Source organism: Pilosibacter sp. NGB245, from assembly GCF_057397225.1.
In genome coordinates this window covers 2196754-2213975 of record NZ_CM171584.1, presented here as the reverse complement: position 1 = coordinate 2213975, position 17222 = coordinate 2196754, and the positions used below count along the sequence as shown (strand labels likewise).

15 protein-coding genes and 1 pseudogene are annotated in these 17222 nt (G+C 49.6%); 14 read left to right on the top strand and 2 right to left on the bottom strand.

Going from position 1 to position 17222, the window contains the following annotated elements:
* The first annotated feature begins 99 nt into the window (after nucleotides 1-99).
* The 6 genes from ACXMYH_RS10075 to ACXMYH_RS10050 all read left to right on the top strand — a co-directional run bounded on the left by ACXMYH_RS10075 (nucleotide 100) and on the right by ACXMYH_RS10050 (nucleotide 5664).
* Complete coding sequence (locus ACXMYH_RS10075; RefSeq protein ID WP_118529645.1) at nucleotides 100-1218, top strand: galactose ABC transporter substrate-binding protein; 1119 nt, start codon at nucleotides 100-102, stop codon at nucleotides 1216-1218.
* A 145-nt stretch (nucleotides 1219-1363) separates the two neighbouring features.
* Nucleotides 1364-1717, top strand: a complete 354-nt coding sequence (locus tag ACXMYH_RS10070; protein WP_118655571.1) for a helix-turn-helix domain-containing protein — start codon at nucleotides 1364-1366, stop codon at nucleotides 1715-1717.
* On the top strand, nucleotides 1711-2556 hold the full coding sequence (locus ACXMYH_RS10065) for an IS3 family transposase (protein WP_118655573.1): 846 nt from the start codon (nucleotides 1711-1713) through the stop codon (nucleotides 2554-2556). The genes ACXMYH_RS10070 and ACXMYH_RS10065 overlap by 7 nt, the downstream gene beginning before the upstream one ends.
* Before the next feature lie 82 nt (nucleotides 2557-2638).
* Entirely contained in the window at nucleotides 2639-4171 is a 1533-nt protein-coding gene (locus ACXMYH_RS10060; RefSeq protein WP_118529646.1) for a sugar ABC transporter ATP-binding protein, read from the top strand.
* 19 nt (nucleotides 4172-4190) lie between these two features.
* Nucleotides 4191-5198, top strand: coding sequence for a galactose/methyl galactoside ABC transporter permease MglC (locus tag ACXMYH_RS10055; RefSeq protein WP_118529647.1), 1008 nt, complete (start codon nucleotides 4191-4193; stop codon nucleotides 5196-5198).
* A 199-nt stretch (nucleotides 5199-5397) separates the two neighbouring features.
* A complete protein-coding gene (locus ACXMYH_RS10050) occupies nucleotides 5398-5664 on the top strand; it encodes a coiled-coil domain-containing protein (RefSeq protein ID WP_243022216.1) in 267 nt (88 codons plus the stop codon).
* Between the two features lie 189 nt (nucleotides 5665-5853).
* Here the strand turns inward: ACXMYH_RS10050 and ACXMYH_RS10045 are convergent, their stop codons facing one another.
* The gene (locus tag ACXMYH_RS10045; protein ID WP_486554821.1) at nucleotides 5854-8580 is read right to left on the bottom strand and encodes a heavy metal translocating P-type ATPase; all 2727 of its coding nucleotides are present in this window, start codon (nucleotides 8578-8580) and stop codon (nucleotides 5854-5856) included.
* Between the two features lie 250 nt (nucleotides 8581-8830).
* A complete protein-coding gene (locus tag ACXMYH_RS10040) occupies nucleotides 8831-9766 on the bottom strand; it encodes a ketopantoate reductase family protein (protein ID WP_118529650.1) in 936 nt (311 codons plus the stop codon).
* 371 nt (nucleotides 9767-10137) lie between these two features.
* Here ACXMYH_RS10040 and ACXMYH_RS10035 point away from each other — a divergent pair, with 371 nt between their 5' ends.
* From ACXMYH_RS10035 to gctB, 8 genes and pseudogenes are all read left to right on the top strand, one after another.
* Nucleotides 10138-11337 (top strand): MFS transporter, encoded by a 1200-nt coding sequence (locus tag ACXMYH_RS10035; RefSeq protein ID WP_215702707.1) that lies wholly within the window; start codon nucleotides 10138-10140, stop codon nucleotides 11335-11337.
* 243 nt (nucleotides 11338-11580) lie between these two features.
* Nucleotides 11581-12291: a 5-dehydro-4-deoxy-D-glucuronate isomerase gene (gene kduI, locus ACXMYH_RS10030; RefSeq protein ID WP_486555857.1), complete on the top strand. Its 711-nt coding sequence runs from the start codon at nucleotides 11581-11583 to the stop codon at nucleotides 12289-12291.
* A gap of 119 nt (nucleotides 12292-12410) precedes the next feature.
* Nucleotides 12411-12674 (top strand): annotated as a pseudogene (locus ACXMYH_RS10025) (SDR family oxidoreductase); the annotation flags it as partial.
* A gap of 471 nt (nucleotides 12675-13145) precedes the next feature.
* On the top strand, nucleotides 13146-13427 hold the full coding sequence (locus ACXMYH_RS10020) for an OadG family protein (protein WP_118322395.1): 282 nt from the start codon (nucleotides 13146-13148) through the stop codon (nucleotides 13425-13427).
* Nucleotides 13428-13509: 82 nt separating this feature from the next.
* Nucleotides 13510-13947 carry an acyl-CoA carboxylase biotin carboxyl carrier protein subunit gene (locus ACXMYH_RS10015; protein WP_486554820.1) on the top strand — a complete coding sequence of 146 codons (438 nt, stop codon included), beginning with the start codon at nucleotides 13510-13512 and terminating at the stop codon, nucleotides 13945-13947.
* A 16-nt stretch (nucleotides 13948-13963) separates the two neighbouring features.
* A complete protein-coding gene (locus ACXMYH_RS10010) occupies nucleotides 13964-15106 on the top strand; it encodes a sodium ion-translocating decarboxylase subunit beta (protein WP_182426733.1) in 1143 nt (380 codons plus the stop codon).
* A 145-nt stretch (nucleotides 15107-15251) separates the two neighbouring features.
* Nucleotides 15252-16352 carry a CoA transferase subunit A gene (locus ACXMYH_RS10005; RefSeq protein WP_405578914.1) on the top strand — a complete coding sequence of 367 codons (1101 nt, stop codon included), beginning with the start codon at nucleotides 15252-15254 and terminating at the stop codon, nucleotides 16350-16352.
* 21 nt (nucleotides 16353-16373) lie between these two features.
* Entirely contained in the window at nucleotides 16374-17183 is an 810-nt protein-coding gene (gctB, locus tag ACXMYH_RS10000) for a glutaconate CoA-transferase subunit B (protein WP_486554819.1), read from the top strand.
* The last annotated feature ends 39 nt before the right edge of the window (nucleotides 17184-17222 follow it).

The following is a 17222-nucleotide window of genomic DNA, read 5'->3' as shown; positions in this document are numbered from 1 at the left end:
GTATGGAAAAATGCACAAAGACAAGCTATAATTAACTTGTCGTTAAGGGAAAATGCCTAAACGGTCAAAATTATTTTTTGAATGGGAGGATTCAAAAACATGAGAATGACAAAGAAAGTAACAGCAATGGCACTGGCTTCCATGATGGCCCTGTCTTTAGCAGGATGCGGAAGCTCTTCCACAACAGCAACAACAGCAGCGGCTACCGAGGCAGCTACAACCGCAGCAGCTTCTGAGGCAGCATCCGAAGCAGCAACAACTGCAGCTGAGGCAGCTGGAACTGTAGATGTAGCAGACAAGAAAGTCGGCATCAGCATCTACAAGTTCGACGATAACTTCATGACTCTTTACAGAACAGAGTTAGTCCGCTACTTAACAGAAGACCTTGGATTCAAGGCTGAGAACGTAGTTGTTCAGGATGGTAAGGGTGACCAGGCAGAGCAGACAAACCAGATCCAGAACTTCATCACACAGAAATATGATGTTCTGATCTTAAACCTTGTACAGGCTTCTTCCGCACCGGAGATCACAGATATGTGTAACGAAGCTGGTATCCCGGTTGTTTACATCAACCGTGAGCCGGATGAGGCAGAAGAGCAGAGATGGGAATCTGAAGGCATCAACGCTACATACGTAGGCTGCGACGCTAGACAGTCCGGTACATACCAGGGCGAAGAGATCCTTGAGACAGCAAACAAGGGCGATATCAACGGCGACGGCAAAGTTTCCTACATCATGATCCAGGGCGATCCGGAGAACGTAGATGCTCAGTACAGAACAGAGTTCTCTGTTAAGGCTCTTACAGATGCAGGCGTAGAAGTTGAGGAACTCTTAAAACAGCGTGGTGACTGGGATCAGGCTAAGGCTCAGCAGATCGCACAGGATGCTTTAACTCAGTACGGCGACAAGATCGAGGTTATCTTCTGCAACAACGATGCTATGGCACTTGGTGCTTTACAGGCAATCGAAGCAGCAGGACGTAAAGTTAACGAGGATATCTACCTTGTAGGCGTTGACGCTCTTACAGAGGCTGTTCAGAACGTAATCGACGGCAAACAGACAGGTACTGTATTCAATAACCACTTCGCACAGGCTCAGGCTGCAAGCGATATCGCTGTTAAGTTCTTAGGCGGCGAGAAGGTTGATGCTGTCAACATGGTCAACTACGAGAAGGTTACTCAGGATAACGCTCAGGAAATCCTTGATATGTTAAAGTAATTGATACTGTAACAAATGAGAACCGGGTGTGTCTGGCACACCCGGTTCTCTGAACTTAAAACTTAAAAAATATGCCACCCGGAGTGAACTGCACCCCATTTGTTAGACAGTATGGTATACTATCTAACAAGTGGGGTGTTTTGTTATGCCAAAAGGAGTACCAAACAAACGATATACGCCGGAATTCAAAAAACTGGTGATTGAAACTATGCAGGAAGAGAAATTAAGTTACAGCGAAACCTGTCGTAGATTTGAGGTAAACAGCAGAGATCGAATCAAATCATGGGAGCGAATCTATCTGGAGGAAGGGCCGGAAGGCTTTGCCGTCGAACGGCGTGGCCGCAGCAGTAAGGGTCGTCCGCCAAAGCAGCTGCCGAAGCAGGTAGAAGAAGATCTGCTGGCCGAAGTGCAGCGACTGCGTGCGGAGAACGATTACCTAAAAAATTTGCAAGCCTTGGTTTTGGAAGACGAGCGACACCAGCACAAAAAACGCTGGTAGTTCAGAAGCTAAGGCAAAAACACGCACTCAGTATTCTGCTCTCAATCGCTCAACTGCCCCGTGCAACTTTCTACTATCATTTGAAGCAGATGCAGAAAGAAGACAAATATGCATCTGTTAAGGAAGAAATCACAACGATTTACCATGAAAACAGGGGTCGATACGGCTATCGCCGGATCACGGCAGAACTTCGCAAGCGTACATTCTCTGTGAACCACAAGACTGTCCAGCGGCTTATGAAAGAGTTGGGCTTAGTTTGCCGTGTCAGGATGAAGAAGTATCGCTCTTATAAGGGAGAAGTGGGCAAAATCGCACCAAATCTGCTAAATCGGGATTTCCATGCCGAAAAGCCGAATCAGAAATGGGTCACGGATGTGACGGAGTTCAGCCTGTTTGGAGAGAAGCTCTACCTGTCCCCGATTCTCGATCTGCACAGCAGCGATCTGGTCAGTTACACCATATCGGATCATCCTGTACTCAGCATGGTAACCACCATGCTGGACGAGGCGTTTGCAAAGATCCCGGCCGGAACACGCCTGATTCTCCACTCTGATCAGGGTTGGCAATATCAACACAAGCAGTACCAGCGGATGCTTCGCGAGAAGGGGATCCGACAGAGCATGAGCCGCAAGGGAAACTGTCTGGACAATGCTGTGATAGAAAATTTCTTCGGACTGCTCAAAAGTGAACTGTTATATCTGCAAGAATTTCAATCCATGGAACACTTCAAACAGGAACTGATCGAATATCTGGATTACTACAACAACCGCAGGATCAAGGCAAAGCTAAAGGGCTTGCCGCCTGCAATTCACAGACAGCAAGCCCTTTCGGCTGCTTGAACAATTTTTACTTCAAAATATTGTCTAACTTTTGGGGGTCACTTCAGAGATGCGGGGGAGTGTATCTGAAAGGAGTTTTGGGATGGCAGAACAGTACAGACTCGAAATGAGAGGAGTCAAAAAAACCTTCCCAGGTGTTAAAGCACTTGACGGAGTAAACTTACGGGTCCGCCCCGGAACGGTCCACGCACTGATGGGAGAAAACGGTGCCGGTAAATCGACACTGATGAAATGTCTTTTCGGAATTTACAAGATGGATGAAGGCGAAGTCTATATCGACGGAGTGAAGACGGAGATCGCAAACCCGGATGACGCGCTCAAAAAGGGACTCGCCATGGTTCACCAGGAGCTTCAGCCGATTCCGGAACGCTCCATTGCTGAGAATATGTATCTTGGACGTTATCCGATGAAAAACTTCGGACCGGTCAAGGTCGTTGACCACGCGAAGATGAACAGCGAAGCTGAGAAATGGCTTCGGGACGTTAAGATGGATTTTAACCCGAAAGCGAAACTCGGCACATTATCAATCGGACAGATGCAGTCAGTAGAGATCGCAAAAGCGGTCAGCCAGAGCGCAAATCTTGTAATTCTGGATGAGCCGACGTCCTCCCTGACTGATAACGAGGTAGAGGCATTATTCCGGATCATCAGAGATCTGAAGTCCAGAGGTGTTTCTATGATATATATCAGCCACAAGATGGCTGAGATCCGCCAGATCTCCGACGATATCACGATCATGCGAGATGGTACATACGTTGGAACCTGGGCGATCGAAGATATCTCCGATGAGGAGATCGTAAAACAGATGGTTGGACGTGAGTTAAACAACGTTTATCCGCCGAAGGAAGATTACCGGACGGATGAGACAGTGCTCAAGGTCAGCCACCTGACAAGTATCTTACCGAATTCCTTTAAGGACTGCTCTTTCGAGTTAAAGAGAGGCGAGATCTTAGGATTCGGCGGACTTGTCGGCGCACAGAGAACAGAGCTTATGGAAGCGATCTTCGGAATGCGCCACATTGAGAGCGGTACCGTTGAGATCCTCGGAAAAGAGGCCCACATCAAGAGACCGCAGGATGCGATCAACAGTTCCGTGGGAATGATTACAGAGGACCGCCGTGGTAACGGTATTTTCGGATGCCTGAGCATCAATGATAATACGGCGATGGCTTCCTACAAAAACTACACCCATATGGGCAAGATCAACAGGAAAGAAGTTGACGCGGTCGTAAAGGACAGCATCGCGAAATTAAAGATCAAGACACCGAGCGGAAAGACCCTGATCCAGTCTCTCTCCGGTGGTAACCAGCAGAAAGTAATTATCGCAAGATGGCTTGCAAACAATCCTGATATCCTGATCATGGATGAGCCGACCCGAGGAATCGATGTCGGAGCCAAGTATGAGATCTACCAGATCATGATCGATCTCGTAAAACAGGGCAAATCCATTATTATGATCTCGTCGGAGATGCCGGAGCTGATCGGTATGTCCAACCGAATCATCGTAATGTGCAACGGTCACATTACCGGTGAGGTGGAAGGAGAAGACGCAACTCAGGAGAAGATCATGTCCTTCGCCACAAAGTTTACTTTAAGCGGCAAGGAAAACAAGTAGATTACAGGGAGGTTCAGTCATGACAGCGAAAAAAATAAATGCAAAAGATTTCCTTATCAATAATGGAATCATCGTCGTCCTTTTATTACTTGCAGTGTTTACTGCAATCAAACAGCCTACATTTTTCACACGCAACAACCTGATCAATATTGCGTTAAACGTAGCGCCGCGATTCATCATCGCCTGCGGCGTTTCCGGATGCCTGATTACAAAAGGTACAGATCTTTCCGCAGGACGTATGGTTGGTCTTTCTGCCTGCTTAGCAGGTACATTACTTCAGAAACCGGATTACAGCGGTAAGTTTTTCCAGAACCTTCCGGACTTCGGAAACGCATGGCCGTTATGGGTTCTCGCGGTTCTTCTGATCTGCGTTGCAGTCTGCTGTATTTTTGGTTTCATCAATGGTATCGTAATTTCCTACTTACAGGTTCCGGCTTTCATCGGAACTCTTGGTATGCAGCTTATCGTTTACGGTGTTTGCCTTGTTTACACAAACGCAACCCCGATCGGCGGTTATCACAACGCATACACAGCAGTAGCAAAAGGTAAACTCTTTGGTGCGATTCCGTACCTGTTCCTGATCGCCCTTGCGGTTGGTCTTGTTATGTGGTTCATCTACAACATGACTCCTCATGGAAAATACATGTATGCGATCGGCGGCAACGAGCAGTCCGCAGAGGTTTCTGGTGTCAACACAAAGAAGACAAAGATCATCATCTACATGACAGCTGCAGCTCTTTACGCACTGGGCGGCTTCCTTGTAGGAGCGAAATCCGGTGGTTCCTCCGTCAACATGGGTAACGGATGGGAGCTTGAGGCTATCGCAGCCTGCACCATCGGCGGCGTATCCGTAAACGGTGGTATCGGACGTATCTCCGGTGTTCTCATCGGTGTCCTTGTATTCGAGATCTTAAAGACCTGCTTACAGTACTTAGGAGTAGATACAAACTACCAGTACATTGCACAGGGTATCGTTATCGTAGTTGCGATCGCACTCGATATCAGAAAGTACATTGCAAAGAAGTAATAAAGAAACTGTTGTCAGGCAGTTTGAGAGAACGGGCGGCGGATGAGTTCCGAAGCCCGTTCTTTGTTTACGCGAACAACGAGCCAAAGTCCACGCTTGCGCGGACCTTGGCGACTGTCGCGATAACAAGGGGAAACTCGCAAAGTGTGTTTTCACTTGTTGCTGTTGTGTGAATCCGGAAAAAGCTGGAGGTGAGAGGATGGAAGAAGAGATGGAGAAGATGGGGGAGGCTGAGACTGTGGCTGAGGCCGCCAAAGAGGCTGTGGAGACCTTGAAGGAAAAGAGCCTGGAAGAACTCGCTGAAGAAAATAAACGGCTTCAGGAGGAGAATGAGAGGCTGAAAAACAGATCCATCAAGGAGCGCATGTACGATAAGATCAACGTGTCGGTCCGGACGATCGATATCTTTATCGGGTGCATGTGCGTGTTGTTTGTGGCAGTCGTGGTGATGGGAATGCTGAAATAGAAGAGTGCAGATCCGGGCGAAGAAGCGGAGACTGCGTGAAAAAGTCCGGACCGTGAAAGATATCTGCCTGAAACCAGACGAAGATGTGAAAATATGATCGGGCATAAGAAAAAGCTCTGAAGAACAATGTGAAAAGGTTCTTCAGAGCTTTTTAATGATTAGGGGGAAATCCAGATGGAATTTCCTGCTTTATTTTTTGTACAGGATCCGAATGGAATTCAATACGCAGAGGATCGCCACTCCTGTATCGGCGAACACGGCGAGCCACATGGAGGCGATTCCCATGAGTCCCAGTACCATGACGAGTGCCTTTACTGCGAGTGCGAACACAACGTTCTGGTTGGAGATCGCGCCGGTGCTCTTTGCGATCCTGATCGCGGTCGGGATCGCGTCCATGCTGGAAGTCATAAATACGACATCAGCAGCCTCGATCGCGGCATCCGCACCACTGCCCATCGCAGCTCCGACGTCGGCGCCTGCGAGAACCGGTGCGTCATTGATCCCATCGCCGACGAACATCGCGCTGCCGCTCTCGGCGCGGAGTTTCTGCAGGATTTCCAGTTTGTCGGCAGGGAGAAGCTTTGCGTAAACATGGTCGATCCCGACAGCATCCGCAACAGCTTCGGCAGCGGCTTCCCCGTCACCGGTGAGCATTGCGGAGCGGATCCCCATGGATTTTAATGTCCTGATCGCATCCTTTGCCTCCGGCTTGATCGTGTCGGAGATCTGGATCGTTCCGGCGAAAGTACCATTGATCGCTACATAAACGGTGGTGACGGCTCCGTTTTCATCGTAAGTACCGCAGTCCACGTTGAACTCGGTCAGGAGCTTTCTGCTTCCGCAGAGGACATCTCCGCAGGAAAGTCTGGCATGAATGCCCTTTCCGGAAATCTCTTCAAGCTGTGCCGGGTTTTCGAGGCTCAGATCCTGCTCTTTTGCTGCGAGAAGGATGCTTGTGCCGATCGGGTGGGTGGAAGCGGTCTCACATGCAGCTGCAGCCTGAAGGACTTCGGCTGCTGTGTAATTTGCGGAAGGAACAATGTCCTGGACAATGAAATTGCCCTTTGTGATGGTTCCTGTCTTATCCATGACGACGGTTTTTACATTTTTCAGTGTTTCCAGGGCGATCCCGCCTTTAAAGAGGATCCCTTTTCTGGATCCGGCGCCGATCCCGGAGAAGAATGCGAGCGGTACGCTTAAAACGAGGGCACATGGACAGCTGATTACCAGGAAGGTAAGCGCTGTGTAGATCCAGTGGGACCAGTTTCCGGTGATCAGGGACGGAATGATCGCGGTCGCTGCTGCGAGAGCAACGACGAACGGGGTGTATACCCGTGCAAATTTTGTGATAAAGCGTTCTGCCTGTGGCTTGCTGGCTGCAGCGTTCTCTACAGAATCCAGGATCCTTGTGACCATGGACTCGGAGAGCTCTTTTTCCACGCGCATCTTTAAGAGACCGGAGGTATTGACGCAGCCGGAGGTCAGGGTGCTTCCGACTGTTACGGATACCGGAACCGGCTCTCCGGTGATCGGGGAGGTATCGATGCGGCTCTCGCCCTCGACAACGACTCCGTCGAGCGGGATGCGGTCGCCGGGGCGGATCTGCACGATATTTCCAACGGCGGCAGAACCGGCCGGGATCTCCCGGACAGTGCCGTTCTCGTCAAGAAGAACAGTCTCCGGGCGGAGATCGACGGCTTCCATGATCTGACTGCGGCTCTTCTCGACTGCGCGGTGCTCGAACGCTTCACCGACACGGTAGAAGAGCATAACGCCGACCGCCTCGCCGAATTCACCGATCGCGAACGCACCGATCGTTGCAACACTCATCAAGAAGTTTTCGTCCATGACATGGCCGGACTTCATATTCTTGAGTGCGGTGAGGAGGACTTCGCGTCCGAGGATCAGATAGGCGATCACAAAACAGCCGATCGATACCGGCGGCATCGAATGGGAGAGAAGCTCACCGATGATAAATAAAGCAGCTCCGGCGAGCAGCTCCGGAATATCGTGGTCGTGTTTGTCGTCGTGGGTGTCGGAGGACGGCTTTCCTTCCTCACGGATCTCGATGACGGTTCCAGGTTCGATCTGATCAGCGATCTCCTGCATCTTCGGGAGAAGCTTTGTCCCCTCGGAAGAGTAGACACGGAGCTGTCTTGTCGCGAACGTTAGGATACAATCGTCGACTTCCGGGAGTTCCTGGATCTTTTTCTCGATCTTTGCGGAACAGTTCGCGCAGTCGATGTTTTTCATCACATAGACTGTGCAGACAGCCTTTGGATTCTTCGGGCGGACCTCGATAATGGTTCCGGGTTCGATCTGATCGGCGATCGCCTGCATTTTCGGGAGAAGTTTGGTGCCCTCGGAAGAGTAGACACGGAGCTGCCTTGTCGCAAACGTCAGGATACAGTCATCGACTTCCGGGAGTTCCTGGATCTTTTTCTCGATCTTTGCGGAGCAGTTTGCACAGTCGATGTTTTTCATCACGTAGACGATGCACTCGGATTTCGGAGTGGAAGCGTGGTGGTGTTCCTCGTGACCTTCGTGATGCTCGCCGTGCTCATGTCCGCAGTGATCATCATTATCGTCATCATCGCAGCAGTGGTCGTCGCCATCGTGGTGATGGTGGTGTCCGCAGCTGCACTGTTCATGTTCATGGTGCTCGTTATGATGCTCGCCGTGCTCATGTCCACAGCAATCGTCATCATCGCAGCAGTGGTCGTCGCCATCGTGGTGATGGTGGTGTCCGCAGCCGCAGTGTTCGTGTTCATGGTGCTCGTCGTGATGCGCGTCATGATGCTCGCCGTGTTCGTGTCCACAGCAGTGGTCCTCATCGTGGTGATGATGGTGTCCGCAGCAGCATTCTTCAGCTTCATGCTCATCCGGTTCCTGCTTGGTTCTTTCTAATTCATCCATAGAGTCGACCTCCTAAGAATTATATTTGCAATCTATTTATACATAAACATATGAACCATCGTTCATATGTTTAATATAATACAGCCCGTCGGGAAATGCAAGGTTGTTTTCAGTATTGCCCAAAGAACTAATAAAATAAGGTTTTGCCAGGAAAACAGGATGAAAAAGAAGCAGAAAAGAGAAAAACAAAAAGAAAGGCTGTCCGCAGAAACAAACAGCGGACAGCTTTAAACATGCAGAAGTATGAGACTTAGATAACTCCGAACATCCGGTCCTCGATCAGATGGATCCCATGAAGGAAACACTCGCAGACCGGAGTCTCAACGCCGAGTTCTTTCCCGAGACGTACAACGGTACCGGCAAACATATCGACTTCCGTATGCTTTCCAGTTTCCAGATCCTGGAGTGTGGATGGCTTATTTTCATATGGAAGACGTCCGATCGTGTGCTCCTGGCGGTCGATCTCGTTTTGACCAATGTCGATTCCAAGTTTATTGGCAACATGGATCACTTCCCACATGGCTTTGTGACGGAAATAATTGGCGTCATCGCTCTTCTGGAAAGCGCCGAACGGAACGCCGAACATCGCACAGGTCATATTTTCGGCGACATTGCACATGAATTTGAACCAGATGCCTTTTAACATGTCTGCATCGACCTTATAGTCGATCCCACAGAGATCGAACAGATTCTTTACTGCGAGAACATTCTCGGAATAGTGTTCCGGATCATTCTTCAGATCCCCGAAGTGGATCGAACCCTTGTGAGGATCGAACTCTGTCTTTCCGTCCTTCATGACAATGCTGATTCGCATGTAGGAATACAGGACATGTTCTTCTCCATAGACAGCTGCAACCTGCTTTTCACTCTCGACGCCGTTTAATACGGAGAGGATGATCGTGTCCTTTCCGACCTGATTTCTGATATCTTTGATCGCCTGCTCCAGATCATACCCTTTTACCGCGATGATGACGAGATCTGCCGGATCTCCCTCTACATCCGGGGTGATGATCGGAAAGCGATAATTGATCGTGTTGACGGTCACACCTTTTCGCTCCAGGCGCTCTTTTCTCGCACCATCCGCGAGGATCCGGAAATCAGCCCCGAGTTTTTCTGAAATACGCGGCGCAAAAAATACCCCCATCGCGCCGAGACCGATCAACGTCACCTTCTTTATGTCCTTCATAATACCTTTTATCCTCCTTATTTTGCCCCCTCTCCGCAGAGACGGGAGAAACTGCCGGAAACTGCCGGAAATGGCAGGCGGCAGACACTGTTTCCTCTTATTGTATAGTAAGTCGGGGAGAGTGTCAACGAATTACGGATTTTCAGACCAGAAAATCCACAGCGAAAAGTATCCTGCGGAATTTTCGGAGTGGAAAATTCTTGCAAAATAATAGTATAAAAATTCCACAAGATGGAATATCAGGGGAAATCCTCCTTGTCTTGGCGGAAAAAAGGTGATATGATGGAAAAATATGGAGAAAAATTAACAATAAAGCGGAGAGGATCCGGTCACTGCGGCGCCTTTCAGAAGCTTTTTGGGGGAGAACACATATGATGGAAATCACGAGAGAAGACAGGCGGTCGGTGATCGATCACTGTTATCTGGCTTATTTTATCAGCGGAATGGTCATCCTGATCTTCGGAGTCATCCTGCCAAACCTGATCGAAGAGAGAAACCTGAGCTTTACGGCGGCGGGCGGTCTGCTGTCGTTCCTGGCGATCGGAAACTTATGTTCCAGCCTGGTCTACCCGGTATTTTGCGGGATGATGTCCCAGAAGATGGCTGTCGTGGTCCTCGCGATCCCGTATCCGGTCTGCCTGCTTTTATTTACATTCGGACTTCCGGTCCCGGTTCTCTATGTGATGATCTTTCTCATCGGTATTACAAAGGGAATGATCACGATCATCAATAACCACGCGATCCGTCAGGTGACGGGGAGCTCCAACAAATATTTAAACCTGCTCCACATGTGGTATGCGGTGGGCGCGTTCCTGTCCCCGTTTGTCACCATGATCCTTATGGGTGCGGGGATGAACTGGAAGACGATCTTACAGCTTCTTGCAGTCCTCACGGTTCTCATCGTTGTTTCTTATGCGACGATGGATTACCGCAAGATCGAAAAGGAAGAAAAGAAACCGGCAGGAGAGGAGAATGGTCCGGCATCAGGACAGAAGGACAAGCTCTGGTTCTTAAAAAATACAGGATTTCTCCTGGCAGTCGGCGCACTGTTCTTCTATATGGGACTTGAAAACTCCGTAAACGGGTGGTTTGTTACCTATTTAAAGAGCACCGGATTTATGTCCGCAAGTCTCGCGACCGTTATGGTGTCTGTAACCTGGATCATGATCATGATCGGCAGGATCGTGATCGCTTCGATCTCGAAGAATGTGCCGCCGGCAAAGATCCTAGCTGTGATCTCCGTTCTTCAGTTTGCCTCGGTGCTGATCCTTGTATTCGCAGGCAATACGGCGATGGCGGTGGCAGCCCTGGTTCTTCTCGGTCTTGGCATGGCGGGCGCATTTCCGACAACGACGGCCTTTACCGGCGATCTCATGGGAAATTCCCCGCTTGGAATGTCGGTGTTTACGGGGATCGGTTCCCTAGGCGGGATCCTGACCCCGCAGGTGATCGGAGTCCTTGCGGACAGGCTGGGCTTCCAGGCGGCGATCATGTTCCTGGTGCTGGACGCTTTCCTTCTGGCACTTTTTGGCGTCGGAGCACTCCGGTACGCCGCGAAAAAAGTCAGATAGTCAGATAGGATGACAAAAATTGTCGTTCTGCATAGAATGCTGTCAGGGTCAGGAGTTCCGATGCTTTCTGTAGGTCTGTCTGCGGAGATAGGAGCGGACTTCTGACCACAATATCATATTCGCTATTCCACAAATCAGAGAGATGTAAAACGCTACACGACAGAAGAACTGAGAAATGAGTTCCTGATCTAGGATCTCTACCGCCCGGACGAGGTGGTATCTGTCTACTCTCATGTAGACCGCATGGTGACACTGGGCTGCATGCCGGTGAAAGAACATGTTTCCATCGAAAAAGGGATCGATTGCTGGAAAAACTTCGGGACTCATTACTTCCTTGAGCGCCGTGAGATCGGGATCTTCAACATCGGCGGTTCCGGATCGATCACAGCCGATGGGGTGGAGTACCATCTTGATTATAAAGACTGCCTTTACATCACAAAAGGTACGAAAGAAGTGATTTTTGCCAGCGACAATGAAAATGCTCCGGCAAAATTCTATATGGTGAGTGCGCCGGCCCACACATCTTACGAGACGAGACTCATCACCTTAAAGGATGCTGCGAAACGTCCGCTCGGTGACTCTAACACGTCCAATAAGAGAGTCATCAACCAGTTTATCCATCCGGACGTTTTAAAAACATGCCAGCTGTCCATGGGAATGACGGCCCTGGAACCGGGCAGTGTCTGGAACGGCATGCCGTGCCACACACATGAGCGCCGCATGGAGATCTATATGTATTTTGAAGTTCCGGAGAACCAGGTGGTCATGCATTTTATGGGTGAGCCGACGGAGACGAGACACATCGTCATGAAGAATGAGGAGGCGGTGATCAGCCCGTCATGGAGCATCCACTGCGGAGCCGGAACCTCCAACTACACCTTCATCTGGGCGATGGGCGGAGAGAACCAGGAGTTTGACGATATGGACACGATCACTCCTACAGATTTAAAATAAGATATCCTGAACGAAAGAACTGATGACGGCAGGATGATCGATACCTTATTATTTATAGAGAGAAAGGAAACAGATAAAATGGATAAGAAAAACATGTTTTCCCTGGAAGGAAAGATCGCTCTGGTAACATCCAGTGCAACGGCATCGGACCTGGCTATATCGCGACATCCCAGACGGCGCCGTTAAGAGAGCGCCAGGCGGACGGCTCCCGTCACCCGTTTGACCAGTTCATCATCGCGAAGACACCGGCAGCGAGATGGGGGACTGTCGAGGACTTAAAGGGACCGGCGGTATTCCTCGCATCTGAGGCATCTGATTTCGTGAACGGACATATCCTCTACGTCGACGGCGGAATCCTTGCTTATATTGGAAAACAGCCGTAAATCGGGAACCATATCTGAGACTGTGACTGCCCGTCGATTCATGCATATCATGCAGGAGTTGACGGGCGGTTTTTGCGAACTCGCACGAAGCTGAAGACTGTCGCAAGCGAAGTACTCCGGCGCAGGAATGTGCCGGGACAGCAGTGAAAACGGAACGGTCAGGACTGGAAAACAGTACTAACAGAGTAGGTTTGCCGATATAAGGACATAAGCTGTACTTGTCTTTATATCACGTTGAATTAGTATATTTGATATATTTTTTTCAATCGGCTTTGTTGACATTTGCGCAGAAAGCTGATATACTCAAATTACGATATTGTGAAAACTGCATAGAAACAAGGTGATTACGGGTGCTGATTTGTCAAGTACCCTTATGCGCCGAGAAAAATGTGGAATGCATTTCACAATACGGAATAACTAACCAACAAAAGTTTCTTAAATGAAACGAAACGAAGGAGGTGCGGTAAGTATATGTGGACAGGCGGTATGACCGTTGCGGATTCGATTGTCATTTCACTCGTTGGATTGTTAGTCGTATTCTCAGCACTTGCAGTGCTCGCAATCGCGGTTATCATTATCTCTAAGGTCATCGGTACATTATTTAAGGAGAGTGCGCCAAAGGCAGCTGCGGCAGTTGCAGCACCGGCTCCGGCTATCGATGAGGAATCCTATGCAGTGCTTCTCGCGGCAGTCAGTGAGGAAGCAAGATTGTCCGGGGAAGAGTTCCGTGTAGTAAGTATCAAGGAACTGTAAAAGACCCAAATGTAAAAGCAAAAGCAGCTATGCGAATATGAATCAGCTGCACGCAAAAAAAGGAAAGGATGTATTAAAAGAAATGAAATACGTTGCAACATTAAACGGAAAAAAGTATGAAGTTGAGATCGAGAGAGTAGACGAGTACAGACCGCTTGACAGAGGCGCGCAGGTAAGCGCACCGGCACCGATCCTCGCAGCAGCACCGGCACCGAAGGCAGCTCCGGCTCCGGCAGCAGCACTGGCACCGAAGGCAGCTCCGGCACCGGCTCCGGCTCCAGCACCGGCAGCAGCTCCGTCCGCAGGTGGACAGACAGTAGAAGCTCCGATGCCAGGTAAGATCCTTGACATCAAGGTTAAAGTCGGTGACGCAGTAAGCTACGGTCAGTGCGTAATCGTTATGGAAGCTATGAAGATGGAAACAGAGATCGTTGCTCCGGCAGCAGGAACTGTTGCAGCTATCAATGTAAGCACAGGCGATTCCGTTGAGACAGGTGCAGTTCTGGTTACCTTAAACTAAGCGGGAGGTGCCACACGTGAATATACTTTCAGTTTTCTCGGAGCTCCTCGCTCAGTCAGGTTTCGCCGCAATCACCTGGCAGCAGGGTGTTATGCTCCTTGTATCCTTCGTTTTATTATATCTTGCAATCAAGAAGCAGTTTGAACCGCTCCTTCTGCTCCCGATCGCATTCGGTATGTTCCTTGCGAACCTTCCGCTTGCAGGTCTTATGAATGAGGCAGATCACTGGTATCAGTCCGGTGTGTTAAGAATTATGTACATGGGCGTTAAGTCCAGCTTATTCCCGTGCCTGATCTTCATGGCAGTCGGCGCGATGACAGACTTCGGTCCGTTGATCGCGAACCCGGTCAGCCTTCTTCTCGGTGCAGCCGCTCAGTTCGGTATCTATGTTGCATTTGCACTCGCAAATGCAACCGGACTTTTCACACCGGGTGAGTGCGCAGCAATCGGTATCATCGGTGGTGCCGATGGCCCGACCGCGATCTATATCGCAAACAACCTGGCTCCGGATCTTGTAGCTCCGATCGCTGTAGCCGCATATTCCTATATGGCTCTGATCCCGCTGATCCAGCCGCCGATCATGAAGCTCCTCACAACAAAGAAAGAGCGTCAGATCGTTATGAAGCAGTTAAGAAAAGTCAGCAAAGTCGAGAAAGTCGTTTTCCCGGTATTCGTTGTTCTGTTCTGCTCCCTGCTTCTTCCGTCCGTAGCACCGCTTCTTGGTATGCTGATGCTCGGTAACCTGTTCCGTGAGTCCGGCGTTACCGGAAGACTTTCCGATACTGCACAGAACGCACTTTGTAATATGGTTACAATCATGCTCGGTACAACCGTAGGTGCTACAGCAAATGGTGAGATCTTCCTTCGTGTCCAGACACTTGCCATCATCGCTATGGGTCTTCTTGCTTTCGCTTTCGCGACAGTCGGTGGTATCCTGCTTGGTAAAGTTCTCTGCGCGATCACAGGCGGTAAGATCAACCCGTTAATCGGTTCCGCAGGTGTATCCGCAGTTCCGATGGCAGCCCGTGTTTCTCAGACAGTTGGTGCGAAAGAGAACCCGACCAACTTCCTTCTGATGCACGCTATGGGCCCGAACGTAGCTGGTGTTATCGGTTCTGCAGTAGCAGCCGGTTACTTCATGCTGATGTTCAAATCTTGATAAAATCCATTCCAGAAATGGAATCGAAGTTGAAATTCGTTTCATAACATGGTATATTTTTACAGGAACTAAAAAGCAGTTCAGGCCTGTCTGAGGAGAACAGGCAGGCCTTTTAACTGCAAATATAAATAAAGGAGGCTTTATTGTGGCTAATAAAGTTATGTCATTACACGACGCCGTAGAGAAGTACGTACATGATAACGATGTACTCTGCCTCGGCGGATTTACAACAAACCGTAAACCGTATGCTGCTGTTTACGAGATCCTTCGTCAGGGTAAAACTGGTTTTGTAGGCTGGTCCGGCCCGGCAGGCGGAGACTGGGACTCCTTAATCGGTGAGGGTCGTGTAAGAGCTTACATCAACTGCTACACAGCAAACTCTGGGTATACAAACGTTGCACGTCGTTTCCGTGCTGCAATCGAGAAAGGTGAGCTTACATATGAGGACTACTCCCAGGACGTTCTTATGTTACAGCTTCACGCAGCTTCCCTTGGTCTTCCGTACCTCCCGGTAAGAATGATGCAGGGCTCCGGTCTTGTTAAATTCTGGGGTATCAGCGAAGAGAAGAGAAAAACAATGGAAGGCGTTGACAACTTAAAGTGCGTAGATATCGAGAACCCGTTTGAGCCGGGCGAGAAGCTTCTTGCTGTTCCGGTTCCGAAGCTTGACTGCGCGATCATCCATGTACAGCAGGCATCTCCGGATGGAACCTGCATTATCGATGGTGATGAGTTCCACGATGTTGATATCGCAATCGCTGCAAAGCGTACGATCGTTACATGCGAGGAGATCGTAAGTGATGAATATATCCGCCGTGATCCTACAAAGACAAGAATCTTCGGTGAGTGCGTAGACGCTGTCGTTCGTACTCCGTACGGCGCATGGCCGGCACAGTGCTATGGCTACTATGATGATGATGATAAGGGACTTAAGGAGTACGATAAGGCTTCCAAGTACCTTGATGCTGAGGATGCTAAGGCACAGCTCGCAAAGGCTGCTGCAAAGGCTGAGAAGGCTGCTGCTGCTAAACCGGAAGACGAGAAGCTTGCAAAGGCTGCAGAAGTTGCAAAACAGGCTGCAGAGGATGCTGCTAACGGCACAAAGATTCCGGAGACCTTCAAGGATTACCTCCAGAAATACGTATACGGCTGCAAGGATCAGGATGATCTTCTTAATGTCCTTGGCGGCGCTCGCCTCATGAACCTTAAGAATGAGCCGCATCTTGGCTATTCTACCAGACACTAATTGAGGGAGGGAAATTCAAAAATGGCTGATTATACAAAGTATACAAAGCAGGAAATGCAGGCTTATGCCATCGCAAAAAATATTAAAGAAAATCAGATCGTTATCGTTGGTACCGGTCTTCCGTTAATCGGTGCTTCTCTTGCGAAGCGTGTGGTTTGCCCGAGCTGCCATCCGATCGTAGAGAGCGGACTTATGGACTGCTCACCGGTAGAGGTACCGCGTTCCGTAGGTGATAACCGTTTCATGGCTCACTGTGCAGTACAGTGGCCGAACGTTCGTTTCGTAGGCTTCGAGGCGAATGAGTGGCTTCATGACGCTGACCGTATGATCGCTTTCATCGGCGGTGCTCAGATCGACCCGTATGGTAACGTTAACTCCACATGTATCTTCGGTAAGGGCGACTACGTTCAGCCGACAACCCGTTTCACAGGTTCCGGCGGAGCTAACGGTATCGCTACATTCTGCAACACCATCATTATGATGCAGCACCAGAAGAGAAGATTCATGGAGCATGTTGACTACATCACAAGCTGCGGCTGGATGGACGGCCCTGGCGGACGTGAGAGAGCAGGTCTTCCGGGCAACCGCGGACCGCAGATGGTAGTTACAGATCTTGGTATCATGAAGTTCGACGAAGAGACCAAGAAAATGTACCTTGCTTACTACTATCCATTCTCCTCTCCGGAAATGGTTCAGGAGAACACAGGTTTCGAGATCGATACCACAAGAGCTCAGCTTATGGAAGGTCCGGATCCGGAGATCATTCGCGTAATTCGTGAAGAGATCGACCCAGGTCAGGCTTTCATCAAAGTTCCGAAGGAAACAAAGTAATCGAAACGATCATTTAAAATATAATCATGCCGCGGTCAG

Excerpts from the sequence above, each read along its gene's own strand:
- ACXMYH_RS10075 (WP_118529645.1), top strand. The coding sequence starts at position 100 with ATGAGAATGACAAAGAAAGTAACAGCAATGGCACTGGCTTCCATGATG.
- ACXMYH_RS10070 (WP_118655571.1), top strand. The coding sequence starts at position 1,364 with ATGCCAAAAGGAGTACCAAACAAACGATATACGCCGGAATTCAAAAAA.
- ACXMYH_RS10060 (WP_118529646.1), top strand. The coding sequence starts at position 2,639 with ATGGCAGAACAGTACAGACTCGAAATGAGAGGAGTCAAAAAAACCTTC.
- ACXMYH_RS10055 (WP_118529647.1), top strand. The coding sequence starts at position 4,191 with ATGACAGCGAAAAAAATAAATGCAAAAGATTTCCTTATCAATAATGGA.
- ACXMYH_RS10050 (WP_243022216.1), top strand. The coding sequence starts at position 5,398 with ATGGAAGAAGAGATGGAGAAGATGGGGGAGGCTGAGACTGTGGCTGAG.
- ACXMYH_RS10045 (WP_486554821.1), bottom strand. The coding sequence starts at position 8,580 with ATGGATGAATTAGAAAGAACCAAGCAGGAACCGGATGAGCATGAAGCT.
- ACXMYH_RS10040 (WP_118529650.1), bottom strand. The coding sequence starts at position 9,766 with ATGAAGGACATAAAGAAGGTGACGTTGATCGGTCTCGGCGCGATGGGG.
- ACXMYH_RS10035 (WP_215702707.1), top strand. The coding sequence starts at position 10,138 with ATGATGGAAATCACGAGAGAAGACAGGCGGTCGGTGATCGATCACTGT.
- kduI (WP_486555857.1), top strand. The coding sequence starts at position 11,581 with ATGGTGACACTGGGCTGCATGCCGGTGAAAGAACATGTTTCCATCGAA.
- ACXMYH_RS10020 (WP_118322395.1), top strand. The coding sequence starts at position 13,146 with ATGTGGACAGGCGGTATGACCGTTGCGGATTCGATTGTCATTTCACTC.
- ACXMYH_RS10015 (WP_486554820.1), top strand. The coding sequence starts at position 13,510 with ATGAAATACGTTGCAACATTAAACGGAAAAAAGTATGAAGTTGAGATC.
- gctB (WP_486554819.1), top strand. The coding sequence starts at position 16,374 with ATGGCTGATTATACAAAGTATACAAAGCAGGAAATGCAGGCTTATGCC.